Origin of the sequence: Nocardia cerradoensis NBRC 101014 (genome assembly GCF_000308535.1) — a bacterium.
GTDB lineage: Bacteria > Actinomycetota > Actinomycetes > Mycobacteriales > Mycobacteriaceae > Nocardia > Nocardia cerradoensis.
This window is the reverse complement of record NZ_BAFW01000008.1, coordinates 32,233-47,474: the sequence shown is the minus strand read 5'-3', so window position 1 is coordinate 47,474 and position 15,242 is coordinate 32,233. Positions and strand designations below refer to the sequence as shown.

The 15,242-nt window shown below is 66.9% G+C and carries 15 protein-coding genes; all 15 read right to left on the bottom strand.

The features are described from left to right. Positions 1 to 16: 16 nt before the first annotated feature. Entirely contained in the window at positions 17 to 802 is a 786-nt protein-coding gene (locus ON23_RS01980; RefSeq protein ID WP_039775720.1) for a phytanoyl-CoA dioxygenase family protein, read from the bottom strand. A gap of 145 nt (positions 803 to 947) precedes the next feature. Further along, positions 948 to 3,497 (bottom strand): ATP-dependent Clp protease ATP-binding subunit, encoded by a 2,550-nt coding sequence (locus tag ON23_RS01975; protein ID WP_039775717.1) that lies wholly within the window; start codon positions 3,495 to 3,497, stop codon positions 948 to 950. A gap of 291 nt (positions 3,498 to 3,788) precedes the next feature. Continuing rightward, positions 3,789 to 4,754 (bottom strand): esterase/lipase family protein, encoded by a 966-nt coding sequence (locus ON23_RS01970; RefSeq protein ID WP_039775715.1) that lies wholly within the window; start codon positions 4,752 to 4,754, stop codon positions 3,789 to 3,791. Positions 4,755 to 4,870: 116 nt separating this feature from the next. Beyond that, entirely contained in the window at positions 4,871 to 5,494 is a 624-nt protein-coding gene (locus ON23_RS01965; protein WP_039775713.1) for an FHA domain-containing protein, read from the bottom strand. Positions 5,495 to 5,710: 216 nt separating this feature from the next. After that, on the bottom strand, positions 5,711 to 6,076 hold the full coding sequence (locus ON23_RS01960; protein ID WP_030517338.1) for a histone-like nucleoid-structuring protein Lsr2: 366 nt from the start codon (positions 6,074 to 6,076) through the stop codon (positions 5,711 to 5,713). A 114-nt stretch (positions 6,077 to 6,190) separates the two neighbouring features. After that, the gene (gene lysS, locus ON23_RS01955) at positions 6,191 to 7,657 is read right to left on the bottom strand and encodes a lysine--tRNA ligase (protein WP_036497454.1); all 1,467 of its coding nucleotides are present in this window, start codon (positions 7,655 to 7,657) and stop codon (positions 6,191 to 6,193) included. 165 nt (positions 7,658 to 7,822) lie between these two features. Next, the gene (locus ON23_RS01950) at positions 7,823 to 8,260 is read right to left on the bottom strand and encodes a rhodanese-like domain-containing protein (RefSeq protein WP_039775710.1); all 438 of its coding nucleotides are present in this window, start codon (positions 8,258 to 8,260) and stop codon (positions 7,823 to 7,825) included. After that, positions 8,257 to 8,916: a cupin domain-containing protein gene (locus ON23_RS01945; protein WP_083903637.1), complete on the bottom strand. Its 660-nt coding sequence runs from the start codon at positions 8,914 to 8,916 to the stop codon at positions 8,257 to 8,259. The genes ON23_RS01950 and ON23_RS01945 overlap by 4 nt, the downstream gene beginning before the upstream one ends. Before the next feature lie 176 nt (positions 8,917 to 9,092). Further along, positions 9,093 to 9,887: a type III pantothenate kinase gene (locus ON23_RS01940; protein WP_039775709.1), complete on the bottom strand. Its 795-nt coding sequence runs from the start codon at positions 9,885 to 9,887 to the stop codon at positions 9,093 to 9,095. Positions 9,888 to 9,908: 21 nt separating this feature from the next. After that, complete coding sequence (gene panD, locus ON23_RS01935) at positions 9,909 to 10,328, bottom strand: aspartate 1-decarboxylase (RefSeq protein WP_039775707.1); 420 nt, start codon at positions 10,326 to 10,328, stop codon at positions 9,909 to 9,911. 14 nt (positions 10,329 to 10,342) lie between these two features. Next, on the bottom strand, positions 10,343 to 11,329 hold the full coding sequence (gene panC, locus ON23_RS01930) for a pantoate--beta-alanine ligase (protein WP_373282154.1): 987 nt from the start codon (positions 11,327 to 11,329) through the stop codon (positions 10,343 to 10,345). A gap of 38 nt (positions 11,330 to 11,367) precedes the next feature. Beyond that, on the bottom strand, positions 11,368 to 12,243 hold the full coding sequence (locus ON23_RS01925; protein WP_051041847.1) for a Rossmann-like and DUF2520 domain-containing protein: 876 nt from the start codon (positions 12,241 to 12,243) through the stop codon (positions 11,368 to 11,370). A 292-nt stretch (positions 12,244 to 12,535) separates the two neighbouring features. Next, positions 12,536 to 13,519 (bottom strand): AurF N-oxygenase family protein, encoded by a 984-nt coding sequence (locus ON23_RS01920; protein WP_039775706.1) that lies wholly within the window; start codon positions 13,517 to 13,519, stop codon positions 12,536 to 12,538. Between the two features lie 88 nt (positions 13,520 to 13,607). Continuing rightward, complete coding sequence (locus ON23_RS01915) at positions 13,608 to 14,690, bottom strand: DUF6779 domain-containing protein (protein WP_051041830.1); 1,083 nt, start codon at positions 14,688 to 14,690, stop codon at positions 13,608 to 13,610. Between the two features lie 70 nt (positions 14,691 to 14,760). Further along, positions 14,761 to 15,231 carry a DUF3180 domain-containing protein gene (locus tag ON23_RS01910; protein ID WP_039775781.1) on the bottom strand — a complete coding sequence of 157 codons (471 nt, stop codon included), beginning with the start codon at positions 15,229 to 15,231 and terminating at the stop codon, positions 14,761 to 14,763. Between the last annotated feature and the right edge of the window lie 11 nt (positions 15,232 to 15,242).

The window sequence follows — 15,242 nt, the reverse complement described above, 5'->3', positions numbered from 1 at the left end:
ACGTCCCCGCGCGTAGTCAGCGGGTGGCGCCGAGCTCGAGTCCCCGCCGGATCGCCAGCTCCAGCGGTGAATACGCACCGTCGGGCCGGTCCAGCACGCACGGTTCGCGCAGCTGCAGCGGCGGCTGGGCCATGAATTTCGGGTTCCGGCCGCGATGCGCCTGGGCGGCATGCACCAGGAACGGGTGGCACAGATACACATCTCCGGCCCGGCCGGTCGCCGCGACTTCCGGAAGACCCGCGGTGGCGGCGAAGTCCTCGGCCAGGTCCGACATCGCGACCCCGGCGGCACCGTACGGCTCCAGCACCTTCGCCATCCGCAGATGCGAGCCCACCCGGATCCGCGTCGGCGCATCGTCGGGGCCGACGTCGGAGAACAGGAACAGCATCAGCAGGCCCCGGCCCCGCGACCGCACGTTGATGCGCCACCGCAGATAGTCCTGCGGATCCTCGCCCGGGAAACTCGCGTCGATATGCCATCCGTCGTCGCCCGGCGGCTGCTCGCTCGGGAAGCGAATCGGGAAGGTGCCCAGCCCCTGGCACGCGACCCATCGGCCCGCGCCGACCAGCCGATCACATGCCTGCGCCAGCAGCGGACTGCGCGCGGCCCGGGCGAACGGCGGGTCGGCGAATCCGGGCAGCCGGACCACCGGCCGGGTCCACGTTCCGGAATCCGCCGGATCGCATCCGGTTGCGCGCCAGAGGATTTCCCGCCCCTCGGCCGCGGTGGACTCGGAGAACGCACCCTCCACTCGGACGAAACCCTCGGCGACGAAGCCCTCCACCTCGGCATCGGTCAGCACACAGCCCTCTTTCCACTCGCGAATATCGCCAGCATGGAACAGGTTCCGGCGCGGCCGCCACTCATTTTCAGGGCAGGAGACCCGGATACGACGATGCCGGTCACCCCGTCGGGGTGACCGGCATCGGTCGATTCGTATGGACTACTTACTCGCCCGAGGCCTCCGGAGTGGCCTCACCGGCGCCGGCCAGCGCCGCGACCGGTTCGGCCTCCGCCTTCGCGGGCTTGGCCTTACCGGCGAAGGTGAACTTGGCCTCCTCGCCGGCGCCCTCGCCGTCCCAGTTCTCGACGTCGACCTCGACGATCTGGCCGGGGCCGAGCTCGCCGAACAGGATCTTCTCCGAGAGCTGATCCTCGATCTCGCGCTGGATCGTCCGGCGCAGCGGGCGAGCGCCCAGCACCGGGTCGAAGCCGCGCTTGGCGAGCAGGCTCTTGGCCTTCTCGGTGAGCTCGATCTCCATATCCTTGTTCCGCAGCTGGGTCGCGACGCGGTTGATCATCAGATCCACCATCTCCACGATCTGCTCGTTGGTGAGCTGGTGGAAGACGATGACGTCGTCGATGCGGTTGAGGAACTCCGGACGGAAGTGCTTCTTCAGCTCGTCGTTGACCTTGAGCTTCATCCGCTCGTAGTTCGAGCCCTCGGCGTTGGACTGCGAGAAGCCCAGACCCACGGCCTTCGAGATGTCCGAGGTGCCGAGGTTCGAGGTGAAGATCAGCACCGTGTTCTTGAAGTCCACGGTCCGGCCCTGGCCGTCGGTGAGGCGACCGTCCTCCAGCACCTGCAACAGGGTGTTGTAGATCTCCTGGTGGGCCTTCTCGATCTCGTCGAACAGCACGACCGAGAACGGCTTGCGGCGCACCTTCTCGGTGAGCTGGCCGCCCTCCTCGTAGCCGACGTAGCCCGGAGGGGCACCGAACAGCCGCGAGGCGGTGAAGCGGTCGTGGAACTCGCCCATGTCGATCTGGATGAGCGCGTCGTCGTCGCCGAACAGGAAGTTCGCCAGCGCCTTGGACAGCTCGGTCTTACCGACACCGGACGGACCGGCGAAGATGAACGAGCCGGACGGACGCTTCGGATCCTTCAGGCCGGCGCGAGTACGGCGGATGGCCTTCGACACGGCCTTGACCGCGTCCTCCTGGCCGATGATCCGCTTGTGCAGCTCGTCCTCCATGCGGAGCAGACGGGTGGTCTCCTCCTCGGTGAGCTTGAACACCGGAATACCGGTCCAGTTGGCCAGCACCTCCGCGATCTGCTCGTCGTCGACCTCGGCCACGACGTCCAGATCACCGGAACGCCACTGCTTCTCCCGCTCGGCGCGCTTGGCGACGAGCTGCTTCTCCTTGTCGCGCAGCCGCGCGGCCTTCTCGAAGTCCTGCGCGTCGATGGCGCTTTCCTTCTCCCGGCGCGCATCGGCGATCTTGTCGTCGAATTCGCGCAGGTCCGGCGGCGCGGTCATCCGGCGGATGCGCATGCGCGCGCCCGCCTCGTCGATCAGGTCGATCGCCTTGTCCGGCAGGAACCGGTCGTTGATGTACCGGTCGGCCAGCGTGGCCGCGGCCACCAGCGCACCGTCGGTGATGGACACCCGGTGATGCGCCTCGTAGCGGTCGCGCAGACCCTTGAGGATGTTGATGGTGTGCTCGACCGTCGGCTCGCCCACCTGGACCGGCTGGAACCGGCGCTCCAGGGCGGCGTCCTTCTCGATGTACTTGCGGTACTCGTCGAGGGTGGTCGCACCGATGGTCTGCAGCTCACCGCGGGCCAGCTTCGGCTTCAGAATCGAAGCCGCGTCGATCGCGCCCTCGGCGGCACCCGCACCCACGAGCGTGTGCAGCTCGTCGATGAACAGGATGATGTCGCCGCGGGTGTTGATCTCCTTGAGCACCTTCTTCAGGCGCTCCTCGAAATCACCGCGGTAGCGGCTGCCCGCGACCAGGGAACCCAGGTCGAGGGTGTAGAGCTGCTTGTCCTTCAGCGTCTCCGGCACCTCGCCGTTGACGATGGCCTGGGCGAGACCCTCGACGACGGCGGTCTTACCGACGCCGGGCTCACCGATCAGGACCGGGTTGTTCTTGGTGCGGCGGCTCAGCACCTGCATGACGCGCTCGATCTCTTTCGAGCGGCCGATGACGGGGTCGAGTTTGCCTTCGAGTGCCGCCTGGGTCAGGTTGCGCCCGAACTGGTCGAGGACCAGCGAGGTGGACGGGGTCCCGGACTCGCCACGAGCGCCGGACTCCACCGCCTCCTTACCGCCCTGGTAGCCGGACAGCAGCTGGATGACCTGCTGCCGCACCCGGTTGAGGTCGGCGCCCAGCTTCACCAGCACCTGGGCCGCGACGCCTTCGCCCTCACGAATCAGGCCGAGCAGAATGTGCTCGGTGCCGATGTAGTTGTGGCCGAGCTGCAGCGCTTCGCGCAGACTCAGCTCCAGCACCTTCTTGGCCCGGGGGGTGAAGGGGATGTGACCGGACGGCGCCTGCTGGCCCTGCCCGATGATCTCCTCCACCTGGCTGCGCACACCCTCGAGCGAAATTCCCAGGGACTCCAGGGACTTCGCCGCGACACCCTCACCCTCGTGGATCAGGCCCAGCAGGATGTGCTCGGTGCCGATGTAGTTGTGGTTGAGCATCCGAGCCTCTTCTTGGGCCAGGACAACGACCCGCCGCGCGCGGTCGGTGAACCTCTCGAACATCGCTCCCTCACTTCCTGCTCCGCTATCCACGGCATCCGGCGCTGCTGTTGTGCTTCGTGCTTCACACCTGTGGCGCCAGCCTGCCATGAAGCCCTGGGGTTGCATCCCCCGCCTCTACTGTAGTTGGCGGGGGTCACGGCCGTCGTCCGTCCACCCTATTGCGAACGGGCGACAACGCGAGTCATACCGTTCTAACGCGACTCCAACCCGGATCGTTTCCCCAGCAACTACGCCCACAGCTGAATTTTCCGCTTCCGCTTCGCGACGGCGGGTGCGCGGCCCGGACCCGGACTATCCGGTGATCGGCGGGATGAAGTGGCAGGGCACCGCCTGCGGATCGTCCGGATCCAGGGCGTTGAGCGCGAACGCCGCCGCCCGGTCGCTGCCCGCGATGCCCGCGTGCTCCGAGTAGTCCGCCGCGCAGCCGTCCTGGACCACGATGTTCGTCGTCGTCGGGCCGGGCACCAGGGCGACGGTGTACGGCACCACCAGCTCGTCGTAGCGGGTCTCGATATTGGTGTAGGTGACGTCCGGGTCGTAGACGCCGTCGGCGTTCAGGGAGCGGATGAAGTCCGTGCTACCCGTCATCTGCGCGCAGGCGGCACAGGGGCTCGCCCCCAGGGCGGCGTCGAAGGCCGGCGCCGCGCCCAGGCGCCGCGCGATTTCGCGAGCCGGGTCGATCACCGGGCCGAAGGTGCCCAGCCACGGCGCCGCGATGGCCACGAACTTGTCGACCTTGTCGGCACCGCCCAGTCGCTTCACGAAGTAGTTGCCCACCAGATTGCCCTGCGAATGCGCGATCAGATCGACCTTCTCGGCGCCGGTCGCCGCCAGCACCCGGTCCACGAATGCCGCGAGTTCCGCCGAACTGTCCTCGATCGGCCGCATCCCGCCGATCGCCGAGAGCGGCCACGGCAGATCGTAGGCGCCGTAGGTCAGCGAATAGACGCAGTAACCCGCGTTGGCCAGCAGCGGCGCGTACACGCCCCAGTTCGTCTGCGCCCCGCCGCCGGTGCCGTGCACCAGCACGACCGGTTCGGGATGGGCGTCGCTGGGCCGGCACGACCAGTCGTCGGCGCCGGGCAGGGATCCACCCGGATTTCGCAGCTCGTACGGAATGCCGGAGAAGAAGTTGTAGTCCACCGGATATTCGGCGTGGGCCGCGGCGGCGGCGGTCACCCACAGAATGCTCGAGATCGCCAGAACGAGCGCGGCTCCCAGCGCCCGGCGCGGCAGATGCGCGAAATGAGACGGCATCGGGATCCCCTCCCAAAAAAAACTAGAACGTGTTTCAACACGCTAGCGGGGAAAGGGACCATTCGGATCGATACCGGCGGGTAACCGGAATCGCCGGTCACATTCGGCGGCCGGTATCAGAGGTCGCGGTGCGAGATGATGCCGTTCTGGATGGCCAGCGCAGCCAGCCGCACCCGCTTCTGGTTCTGCGGCAGGTCTTCGACGCCGAACTTCGAAAACAGCGCGCGCAGATGGGTTTTGATCGCATCCACGCTCAGGTACAACTCGTCGGCGATCTGCTGATTGGATGCGGGCGTGGCGAATTCGGTGTTGTCGCGATATGGGCGGCACAGCGCGATCAGTACCGCGCGCTGGGTATCGGTGAGCGATCGCGGACTCGGGACCGAGCCGACCGAAGTCCGGGTCGCGTCGTCGACCGTGCCGGTGTAATCGTGGAACGACAGCGTCGAGGTACCGACCCGGATGCGGTCGCCGGCCTCGAGCCGGCGGCGGCCGACCAGTCGCTCCCCGTTGACGAAGGTGCCGTTGCGCGACAGTCCGTCGTCGACGATCGTCCAGTGCGCGCCGAGATATTCCACGGCCGCGTGCAGTCGCGACACCTCCGCATCCCAGCCCAGCGACAGATCCGCCTGCGGCGAACGCCCGATGGTGATGCGCTGATGATCCGGGGTCAGCGCCAGTTCGTGCCGGCTGCCCGTGTCGTCGATGAACCGGAGAAACGATTCGTGAATGTCCGTCACCGCGTTGCTACCCCCACTCTCGTACCGCCAGTGACGTGGTCTGCATAGGCCCCATGGTGCCGCGCCGACGCGGCGGCGAGCAAGATCACCACGCCGGGCCGTCCGCGCGCGACCGCGGAAATGCCGTCACCGCATGGAAATGCCGCTGCCGCCCGGACGTCGCACGATTCCTCCGGGCGGCAGCGGCACAGACGCAGCCGGGTCTTTTCGACCGCACTAGTTGTTGCGGCCGACTTCCTTGTGGTAGCTCTCCACGACATCGGCGGAGATGCGACCGCGCGCGGAAACCTTGTGGCCCTTGCGCCGCGCCCATTCCCGAATTGCCGCACTCTGTTCGCGATCCATGGAAACTCGGCCCTTCGGCGCACCGGTGGTCGCACCGACCGGCTTGCTGCGCCGGCGACCGCTCACCCGACGGGCATTGGCGACCCACACGTCCAGCCCGTCGCGCAGCTTCGCCGCATTCGCCGCGGACAGGTCGATCTCGTACGAAACACCGTCGATCGCGAACTCGATGGTCTCGTCCGCAATGGACTCACCATCGACATCGTCGATCAGGCTAACGGTGACCTTCTTTGCCATGAGATGAACGTCCTCTCGAAATCGTGCGACCCGGATACCAGGCCGATGCCCGAGTCGAGAATACCTCTAGATACGAAATTTCCAAGACGGGGAATCGGCATTCAATCCCGGTACTCAGCGACCGGACGGACGCACAATTGGGAAGAGTATGGTTTCCCGGATTCCGAGTCCGGTCAGTGCCATCAGCAAGCGGTCGATTCCCATACCGGTACCCGTTGTCGGCGGCATACCGTGTTCCATGGCGGCGAGGAAGTCCTCGTCCAGCCGCATGGCCTCGTCGTCACCAGCGGCGGCCAGTCTGGCCTGGTCGACAAAACGTTCCCGCTGCACGACCGGATCCACGAGTTCCGAATAGCCGGTGGCCAACTCGAATCCGCGGACATACAGATCCCACTTCTCCGTGACGCCCGGCTTACTTCGGTGCTGCCGCGTCAGCGGCGACGTCTCCACCGGGAAGTCACGCACGAAAGTGGGGGCATAGAGCTTGTCGCCATAGCTGTGTTCCCACAGTTCCTCGACAAGTTTGCCGTGGCCGTAACCCTTGTCCGGAGGAATTTCCAGACCGACTCGATCGGCCAGTGCCAGCAATTCCGGAACAGTAGTTTCCGGCGTTACCTCGACCCCCAGCGAATCGGATAGCGAGGGATACATCTCGACGGTGTTCCACTCACCACTCAGATCGTATTCCGTACCGTCGGCGAGCGTGACGACCTGAGTGCCGAAGACCTCTTGCGCGACTTCCTGGATCAATTCCCGCATCATCAGCGCGGAATCGTCGTAGGTGCCGTAGGCCTCATAAGTTTCCAACATCGCGAACTCGGGCGAATGCGTCGAGTCGGCGCCCTCGTTGCGGAAGTTGCGGTTGATCTCGAAGACCTTCTCGATCCCGCCCACCACGCATCGCTTGAGGAACAACTCCGGCGCGATGCGCAGATACAGATCCATATCCAGCGCATTGGAATGGGTGACGAACGGACGCGCCGCCGCGCCCCCGTGCAGGGTCTGCAACATCGGCGTCTCGACCTCGAGGAAACCCCTGCGCTCCAACGCATTTCGCAGTGCGCGCACCGCCGCGATCCGGGTGCGGGCGTTCTCCCGCGCCTCCGGCCGCACGATGAGGTCGACATAGCGCTGCCGGACCCGCGACTCCTCGCTCAACTCCTTGTGCGCCACCGGCAGCGGACGCAGCGATTTGGCCGCCATCGACCAGGAATCGGCCATCACGCTCAGTTCCCCGGTACGGGAGGAGATGACCTCGCCGTGCACGAAGACGAAATCGCCCAGATCGACATCGGCCTTCCACGCCGCCAGCGCGTCGGCACCGACACCGTTCAGACTGATCATCGCCTGCAGCTTGGTGCCGTCACCCTCCTGCAGCGTGGCGAAGCACAGTTTGCCGGTATTGCGCATGAAGATGACCCGGCCGGCCACACCGGCCTGCACTCCGGTGCTGGTGTCGGGCTCGAGGTCGGGATAGGCGGCGCGGATCTCGGCGAGGCTGTGGGTCCGCGGCACCACGACCGGATACGCCTCGACGCCCGCGTCGATCAGCCGCTCACGCTTCTCCCGGCGGATCCGCATCTGTTCGGGAACGTCGACTTCCGCTGCGGCAGGATGCGATTGCCCCGCAGGAACCCGGCCCGCGGAGCCACCGGACGAAGGGCTGTTCGGGGTGCTCACAGCGAACCACCCTATCGTGCGCCGGAAATCCTTTTGCGCGCGCCCGACCCCCGCTCACCCGGGCGATTACAGCGAGACGAGTGCGTTGATCTCACCGGCCAGATGCGGTGCGCCGGCGGCCACCGACAGCAGCCCCGCGGCCTTTACCGCCTGATAGCCACCGACCAGATCGGTGGCCCGGTGCAGACCCAACTCCTGCAGTGTGGCGGCCGCCAAACTAGAGGTGTAACCCTCCGAGCAGACGATCACCCATTCGCGATCGTGATCGGTGGCCAGCGCGAGCCGCGCGGGGCTGGTGGGGTCGAGCCGCCACTCCAGCACATTGCGCTCGATCACCAAGGCGCCCGGCAGGGTGCCCTCCTTGACGCGCTGGGCTTGCGGGCGAATATCGACCAGCAGGGCGCCGCGCGCGATCGCCTCGGGTAATTCGAACGCGTACATGCGCGTCAATCGCGCGCGCGCCGCCTCCAGCATGTCATTGATGGTGAGATGCGTGTGCGTCATTTCACATCGCCTTCGGGCTGGTCGGTGAGCACGGTACGGGTGCGCCGCAACGTTCCGTGGCCGGTCACTTCGTAATACGACATGGCGGACAGGGGTGGTGAATACGCGTGTACCGACAGCGTCGGATTCGACGGTTCGGGCACACCCGCGACGTGGTCCGGGGCACGCACCACGTCGTGTACCCAGCCGAGCGGGAACGAGGCCTGATCGCCGGCGGCGAGGGTGCGCTGACGCAATTCCTTACCGTTCCAGCGGAATTCCGAGAGCGCGCCGCTCAGCACGGTCAGGGCGCCGAGCGAGCCGGCATGGTCGTGTAATTCCGTCGACCGGTCCGGCACCCAGCTGATCAACCAGACGTCGACCTCATCGTCGGCGAGAAGGCGTACCGCCCAACGGTTTTCGGTGGGCCACACGCCGGCCGACGGGAGCAGATGGTCGAAGCGGCCGGCCAGTACGTCCTCGGCACCCTCGTCGGTCAGCCGCAGCAGATCCGCCGGACGCAGCCGGGTCGGCAACGCGGACGAGACCGAACGATCGGTGATCTCCGCGGCGAGCCGATTGGCCGGGCGAGTGGGCGGCAACTGCCCCGTCCGGCGACGCGCGGCGTCAGCACTCGCGGCGGAGGTAACAGCAGAGGCGATTACAGAGGAACGCATGAGCGAAGCTCCAGGAGTAGTGGATGGCCGAGGGCGGAAACGCAGCCTCGACAATCAGCCGAGGCGAATCAGCCTCGACAACACTCCTGGGTGCTCACGCGGAAAGTCACGAGCCGAAGTCTAGCAGGGTGACCGGCGCGTGCAAGCGCGGTGTGTTTCACCCCACAGCAGCGCCGTCAGGGGCGGCGGCGCTGCTGGTTGCGCTCGTAGACCAGACGCAGGCCGTCCAGCGTCAGATGCGGCTCGTGGTGATCGATGGTCTCGGATTCGGGGACGATCAGCGGTGCGGTCGGGCCCGTCGCCACCACCGACACGTCGTCGCCGGCGAAGGCGTCGAGCTCGTCGCGAATCCGGTCGATCAAGCCGTCGACCAGTCCGGCGAAGCCGAACACCGCACCGGACTGCATGCATTCCATGCTGTTCTTACCCACCACCGAACGCGGGCGGGCCAGCTCCGCGCGCCGCAGCGCACTGCGGGCCACCAGCGCCTCGGTGGAGATCTCCACCCCGGGCGCGATCGTCCCGCCGAGGAATTCACCCTTCGCCGACACCAGGTCGACACAGATGGCGGTGCCGAAGTCGACCACGATCGCCGGCGATTCGAAACGGTGATATGCCGCAAGGCAATTCACGATCCGGTCGGCGCCGACCTCTTTCGGATTGTCGACCAGCAGCGGAATTCCGGTGCGCACACCGGGTTCCACCAGCACGTGCGGCACATGCGACCAGTACCGGCCCAGCATGGTTCGCAACTCCCGCAGCACCGGCGGCACCGTCGACAGCGCCGACACCCCGACCACCTGATCCAGCCGCTCGCCCACCAAACCCCGTACCTGCATGGCGAATTCGTCGGCGGTCAGCAGCGGATTGGTGTGCACACGCCAGGTGTGCACCAGTTCCGCGTGCGCACCACTGCCCGAGAACAGGCCGATCTCGATACTGGTGTTGCGGACGTCGATCGTCAGCAGCATCCTCGCCCCGCTGCCCGCGGCTCAGGCGAAGGTCAGCGAGCGCGGCGAGGTCAACCCCGAACCCTCCGGGGCGTGCGCCGGGTCCGAACCCAGCTGCACCGGACGGTTGCGGTCGTCGACGAACACCACCCGCGGCTGGTACTCGCGCAGCTCGGCCTCGTCCATCATGCCGTAGGCGATCAGGATGACGAGATCACCCGGATTCACCAGATGCGCTGCGGCGCCGTTGATTCCGATCACACCCGAACCGCGCTCACCGGCGATCACATAGGTTTCCAGCCGGGCGCCGTTGTCGATATCGACGATGCAGACCTGCTCGCCCTCGAGCAGATCGGCGGCATCCATCAGATCCGGATCCACGGTCACCGAGCCCACATAGTGCAGATCGGCGTGGGTCACCGTGGCACGGTGGATCTTCGACTTCATCATGGTGCGCAACATCGTGGTCGCCTTTCCTATGCGTCGGCCTGGGCAGGCTGGAAATCGGGGACAGCATTGTGGCCGTCGGCGGGAGCGACGGGTCCGGAGGCGGCAGCCTGCGTAACCACGGAGGGCCCCGCGGACGCCGCATCGGACACCGCGGGAACGACGGTGACGGGAAGGTTGTCGATCAGGCGGGTGGCGCCGACGCGGGCGGCCACCAGCAGACGAGCGTTCCCGCTGCTCGGAATGGGGCCCAGATCGGAACCACGCAACTCCAAGTAGTCGACGTCGACACCGGTCGCGCCGTCGAGCACCGAACGGGCCGCGGCCACCACCGCGTCGGGTCCCCGCCCCGCCGCATGCCGGCCCGCGGCCAGCGCGGCGGACAGCGTGATCGCCGACTCGCGCTGCTGCTCGTCCAGGTAGCGGTTGCGCGAGGACAACGCCAAGCCGTCGGATTCGCGCACCGTGGGCACCGCGACGATCTCGACGTCGAAGTTCAGATCCCGGACCATCTGCCGGATCAGCGTCAGCTGCTGATAGTCCTTCTCGCCGAAGAACGCCTCGTGCGGACGGACGATCTGCAGCAGTTTCGCCACCACCGTCAACATCCCCGCGAAGTGGGTCGGGCGGCTGGCGCCCTCCAACTCGGCGCCGAGCGGTCCCGGATGGACCGAGGTCCGCGGGCCCTCCGGATACATCTGGGCCACGCTCGGCGCGAACACCAGCGCCACGCCCTCGTCACGCAACAGCGCCACATCGCTGTCGAGCGTGCGCGGATACTTGTCGAAGTCCTCGTTCTCGCCGAACTGCAGCGGGTTGACGAAAATCGACACCACCACAACCTGATTCGTGCGCTTGGCGCGGCGCACCAACTCCAGATGGCCCTCGTGCAGGGCACCCATCGTCGGCACCAGCGCGACCGTGCGACCCACCCCGCGCAGTGCGGAGGTCACCGCCGAGAGCGCGGCCGGCTCGTGCACCACCGTCAGCTCGCCCGGGCGATACAGGGTGCGCAACTGCTCCGGGGTCAGCTTCTTCGCTCGCGAATTCGACATCAGTGTCCCTCCAGCAGACCGATCAGATCCGGACTCGTGCGGGCCAGCTGCGCCGTCCGCAGCGACATCGCGCGATAGCTCTCGGCCAGCTCCGGATCGGCCGCGGCCAGTGCCTCCAGGTGCGCCGAGACCGCGAGGGCGTCACCACGCGCCACCGGGCCGGTCAAGGCCGGCAGACCCCGGCGCAGCGCGTTGTCCAGCGCCGCCGACGCCAGCGGCGCCAGCATCCGCTCCGCCAAACCGTTGGGCTGCTCGTCGACCACCTGCTGCCCCAGCAGACCCGGGCCGTCCAACGCCGCCCGCAACGCCGCCACCGCATCGACGATCAGGGTGACCAGATGATTACTGCCGTGCGCGAGAGCCGCGTGATACAGCGCCCGGTTCTCCTCCGGCACCCGGACCGGTTCGCCGCCCATCTCGATCACCAGCGACTGCGCGATCGCATAACCGATCTCGTCGGCCGCGGTGATCCCGAAACAGGCATTCGCCAAGCGCGCGGTGTCCTCGTCGTGGCCGGTGAAGGTCATCGCCGGATGGATCGCCAGCGGGCGGACACCGGTCAGCGGGGACAGTACGGCCACGCCGTTCGCCCCCGAGGTATGCGCGACGATCGTTCCCGGGCGGACCACCCGCGCGGCCGCCAAACCGGCCACCAGACCGGGCAGTTCACTGTCCGGTACCGCCAGGATCAGCAGTTCGCTGCGGGCCGCGATCTCCTCCACCGGCAAGATCTGCGCCTCCGGCAACCGCGTCCGCGCCCGATGCCGCGACGCATCGGAAATCGCGGACACCCCGAACACCACATGCCCGGCACGCTCCAGCGCGACACCCAGCGCCGAACCCACCCGGCCCGCCGACACGATGCCGACCGTCAGCCGAGCCGGCGCCGGATCGGAGCCGGAAACAGCGGATGTGCCCGATGCCGCGGGCGCGGCGGGGCGCGATGAATCGGCCTCGTCGGGCCGCGAAAAATCGGAGGTCACCGTTGTCCTCTCGGAAGGCGTTCCAGTCCCGCATGGCGGGTACCGGACGTTACGAGTCGAGAATAGGTAGTGACCGGGGGCGCTGCCAGAGCCGGGGCGCGTGATATTTCCCTCAGTACCTTGTCGGGGTGTACATCGTTTCGATGTACACCCCGACGGATGGCCTACTCGGCGAAGCTGGGCCCTACGCGGCCTTGCGGGCGGGTTCGCTGCGGTAGCGGGAGGTGGGGCCGTGGATTCCCAGGAGGCGCCAGGCGACCTTGGCTACAGGGTTCATCAAGCCGCTCGTGGTGGCCAGGGCACGGACGTCGCCGAAGATGTTGCGCATGGTGACCTGGGACTCCGCGCTGCCCCAGTAGGCCTCGCGCATCACCTCCGCGGGGATGTCGAACTTTTCCACGAACTCCTTGGGCGGAGTCATGATCATGTCGAGCATGATCCGCATCGCGGTCGGGAAGAGCAGCGACAGCACGAACTTCGTGGCCGGATTCATGCCGGGCACGTTGCGGCGCAGATATTCGTGCGCGAACGAGATGTGGCGGGCCTCTTCGGCCACGTGGATCTGCATCACCCGCTGCACCATCGGATGCAGGTCGGTGCCGGCGCGCAGCAGCGATTTCTGCAGGTGGTCGATGGGTTCCTCACCACCGAGAATCATCGTGAAGAACAGCTCCGGGAAATACTTCACGGCCGGCCAGATGATCATGGTGAGCTTGCGGTCGATGGTGCCCATGCCGACCACATCCTCGCCGATGCGGTTGATCATCTCCTGGAACATCATCGTGTGGTTGCACTCTTCGGCCGCCTCGTGCGTCACGTAGCGGAATTCCGGATCACCGTTGGGCACCGACACCAGGTACTGCATCAGGCCGCGGATGAGCAGCTGTTCGAAATCCAGGCCGACCTTGGCGATGCCGGCCTGCCGCCACATACCCATCGCGATCTGGCGTTCCACCGGCTGCGCCTTGTACCAGGGGTGGCGGCCCAGCGGATCCTCGTCCGGCATGACCCAGCGGGTGTCGGTCGGATCGACCGCGAATTCCGGTGATTCCCAATCGATGTCGACGTAGGGGTCGAAGTTCTTGTGCACCGAACCCTCGGACAGACCACGCAGGATCTCGTGATACTCGGGATCGGCCGACGTGTTCTTTACAGCAGTGGACAGCATCTTCGGTGTCTCCTTCGCATACTCCTCCTGCGAAGTTACCGATACTGCGCGTCACATGCAACCTGTTTCAGGGCCGCCGTCGCGGGTATTACGACGAGCTGTTCTGCTCCGATCGCAGATTCGCCATGATCTCCGCGACGGTGAGCTTGCGTCCCGGCTGATCCTCGTCGGAATCGGCGTGGCGACGGCGGCGGGAACCGGCGGTGCCCATGGTCGTCGCCGGTCGGACGGGAGCCAGCCGCGGCACCGCGGAATTCGGACGCGAGTCGCCGGATTCGGAGGCCGAATCCGCGCCGCTCCCCGCCGGTTCGGACGTTTCGTTCGCCGCCGCGGTGCCGGATTTCGCCGAGGTCGCCGCGGGGTCGGCGTGCTCGTCACCGGCCGCCTGGGCGGATTCGGATCCGGCGGCCTCGACCTTCGACGATTCGGCGTTCGAGGATCCGGCCTTCGACGATGCAGACTCCGGCGATACGGACCCCGGCGATACGGACCCCGGCGATTCTCCCTCCTCGTCCGACGCCTCCGCCGACACCACGGCAGTCTCGGCCGTCACCGGATCGTCGTAGGGGCTGGCGAAGGCCGGGGGTTCGGGATGGTCCGGATCGAAGACCGGCGAGACCACGTGCAGCGGCACGGCCGGCGCACTCCACGCGTCCCAGGTGTCGGTTTCCTGCGAGCTACCGTTCGCCACGGTGGCGCGGGTGAGCTCCTGTACGCGCACAGCCTCGGCGCGCAGCGCCGGTCGGTCGACCAGTAGGTCGCCGTCGAACAGCCGCTGCAGGCTTTCGCGCAACACGGTCAGCTCGCTCCGCAGCGCGGCCAGTTCGGCGGCGTCCGCGCCGACCTCCCGGCGCACCCGCGATTCGACGCCGAGTTCGTATTCGCGCCGGGCGGTGATCTCGCGTTCGAGCTGCAACTCGTAGACCTTCTGCAGGTCACGGGCCTTGGCCTGATCGATCGCCGCATCCCGGCGGTAGCGGGTCGCCGCCAGCGCGGCCACCGCGGCGGCCCACAGAGCCGCGACCAAACCGACCCGAACCAACTGCACATTGTTGCTGAAAATCAGAAACACGCTGGCAATCAGACCGAGCAGAATTAATACGCCGACGACGATTTTTCCCGCGTTGTCCCGCTGTCGCGGGGAAGCACTGCTACGGGAGGGTGAAACCATGTCCGCAAGGGTAACTCGAATAGCGGATTTCGGCGCGCAGCCGGTCCGGAACTCGACTCAACTGTGTTAGCTATGAGGTAGCTGGTTCGTCTGGTGGCTCATGTGGCGCGCGGCAGCAATACTCCAGCCACAGCGCGGCCGCGACCAACACCACACCGGCGATCAGACCCACGATGGCGCCGGGGGTGTCCGAGGCAGCCGCGCGCATATCCGACCGCTGCGGCAGCACCCAGATCAGGAAGCCCAGCCACACGCCGGCCGCCAGGGAACCCACCTGCGCCGAGGCCTTCGCCAGCGCCACCGCGCGGGCCGCGGTGATCGGATGCAACTGTTTCGGACCGTCACCGATGCGGTGCTCGCCGACGCGGGAGCGAATCACGAACGCCAGCACCGCTTCCACGGCGGCCACCGGATACAGCGAGGCGCCCGCGATCACCGTGATCGGCGGAAAGCTCGAATAGGCCCAGCGCGTCGCCACCCACGCCACCGCGGCGGCGATCAGGACGTTCGCGAGCAGATCCAGAATCTTGGTCGGCCTCATGACATTCATGA

Excerpts from the sequence above, each read along its gene's own strand:
- ON23_RS01975 (WP_039775717.1), bottom strand. The coding sequence starts at position 3,497 with ATGTTCGAGAGGTTCACCGACCGCGCGCGGCGGGTCGTTGTCCTGGCC.
- ON23_RS01970 (WP_039775715.1), bottom strand. The coding sequence starts at position 4,754 with ATGCCGTCTCATTTCGCGCATCTGCCGCGCCGGGCGCTGGGAGCCGCG.
- ON23_RS01960 (WP_030517338.1), bottom strand. The coding sequence starts at position 6,076 with ATGGCAAAGAAGGTCACCGTTAGCCTGATCGACGATGTCGATGGTGAG.
- lysS (WP_036497454.1), bottom strand. The coding sequence starts at position 7,657 with ATGCGGATCCGCCGGGAGAAGCGTGAGCGGCTGATCGACGCGGGCGTC.
- ON23_RS01950 (WP_039775710.1), bottom strand. The coding sequence starts at position 8,260 with ATGACGCACACGCATCTCACCATCAATGACATGCTGGAGGCGGCGCGC.
- ON23_RS01945 (WP_083903637.1), bottom strand. The coding sequence starts at position 8,916 with ATGCGTTCCTCTGTAATCGCCTCTGCTGTTACCTCCGCCGCGAGTGCT.
- ON23_RS01940 (WP_039775709.1), bottom strand. The coding sequence starts at position 9,887 with ATGCTGCTGACGATCGACGTCCGCAACACCAGTATCGAGATCGGCCTG.
- panD (WP_039775707.1), bottom strand. The coding sequence starts at position 10,328 with ATGTTGCGCACCATGATGAAGTCGAAGATCCACCGTGCCACGGTGACC.
- ON23_RS01920 (WP_039775706.1), bottom strand. The coding sequence starts at position 13,519 with ATGCTGTCCACTGCTGTAAAGAACACGTCGGCCGATCCCGAGTATCAC.
- ON23_RS01915 (WP_051041830.1), bottom strand. The coding sequence starts at position 14,690 with ATGGTTTCACCCTCCCGTAGCAGTGCTTCCCCGCGACAGCGGGACAAC.
- ON23_RS01910 (WP_039775781.1), bottom strand. The coding sequence starts at position 15,231 with ATGAGGCCGACCAAGATTCTGGATCTGCTCGCGAACGTCCTGATCGCC.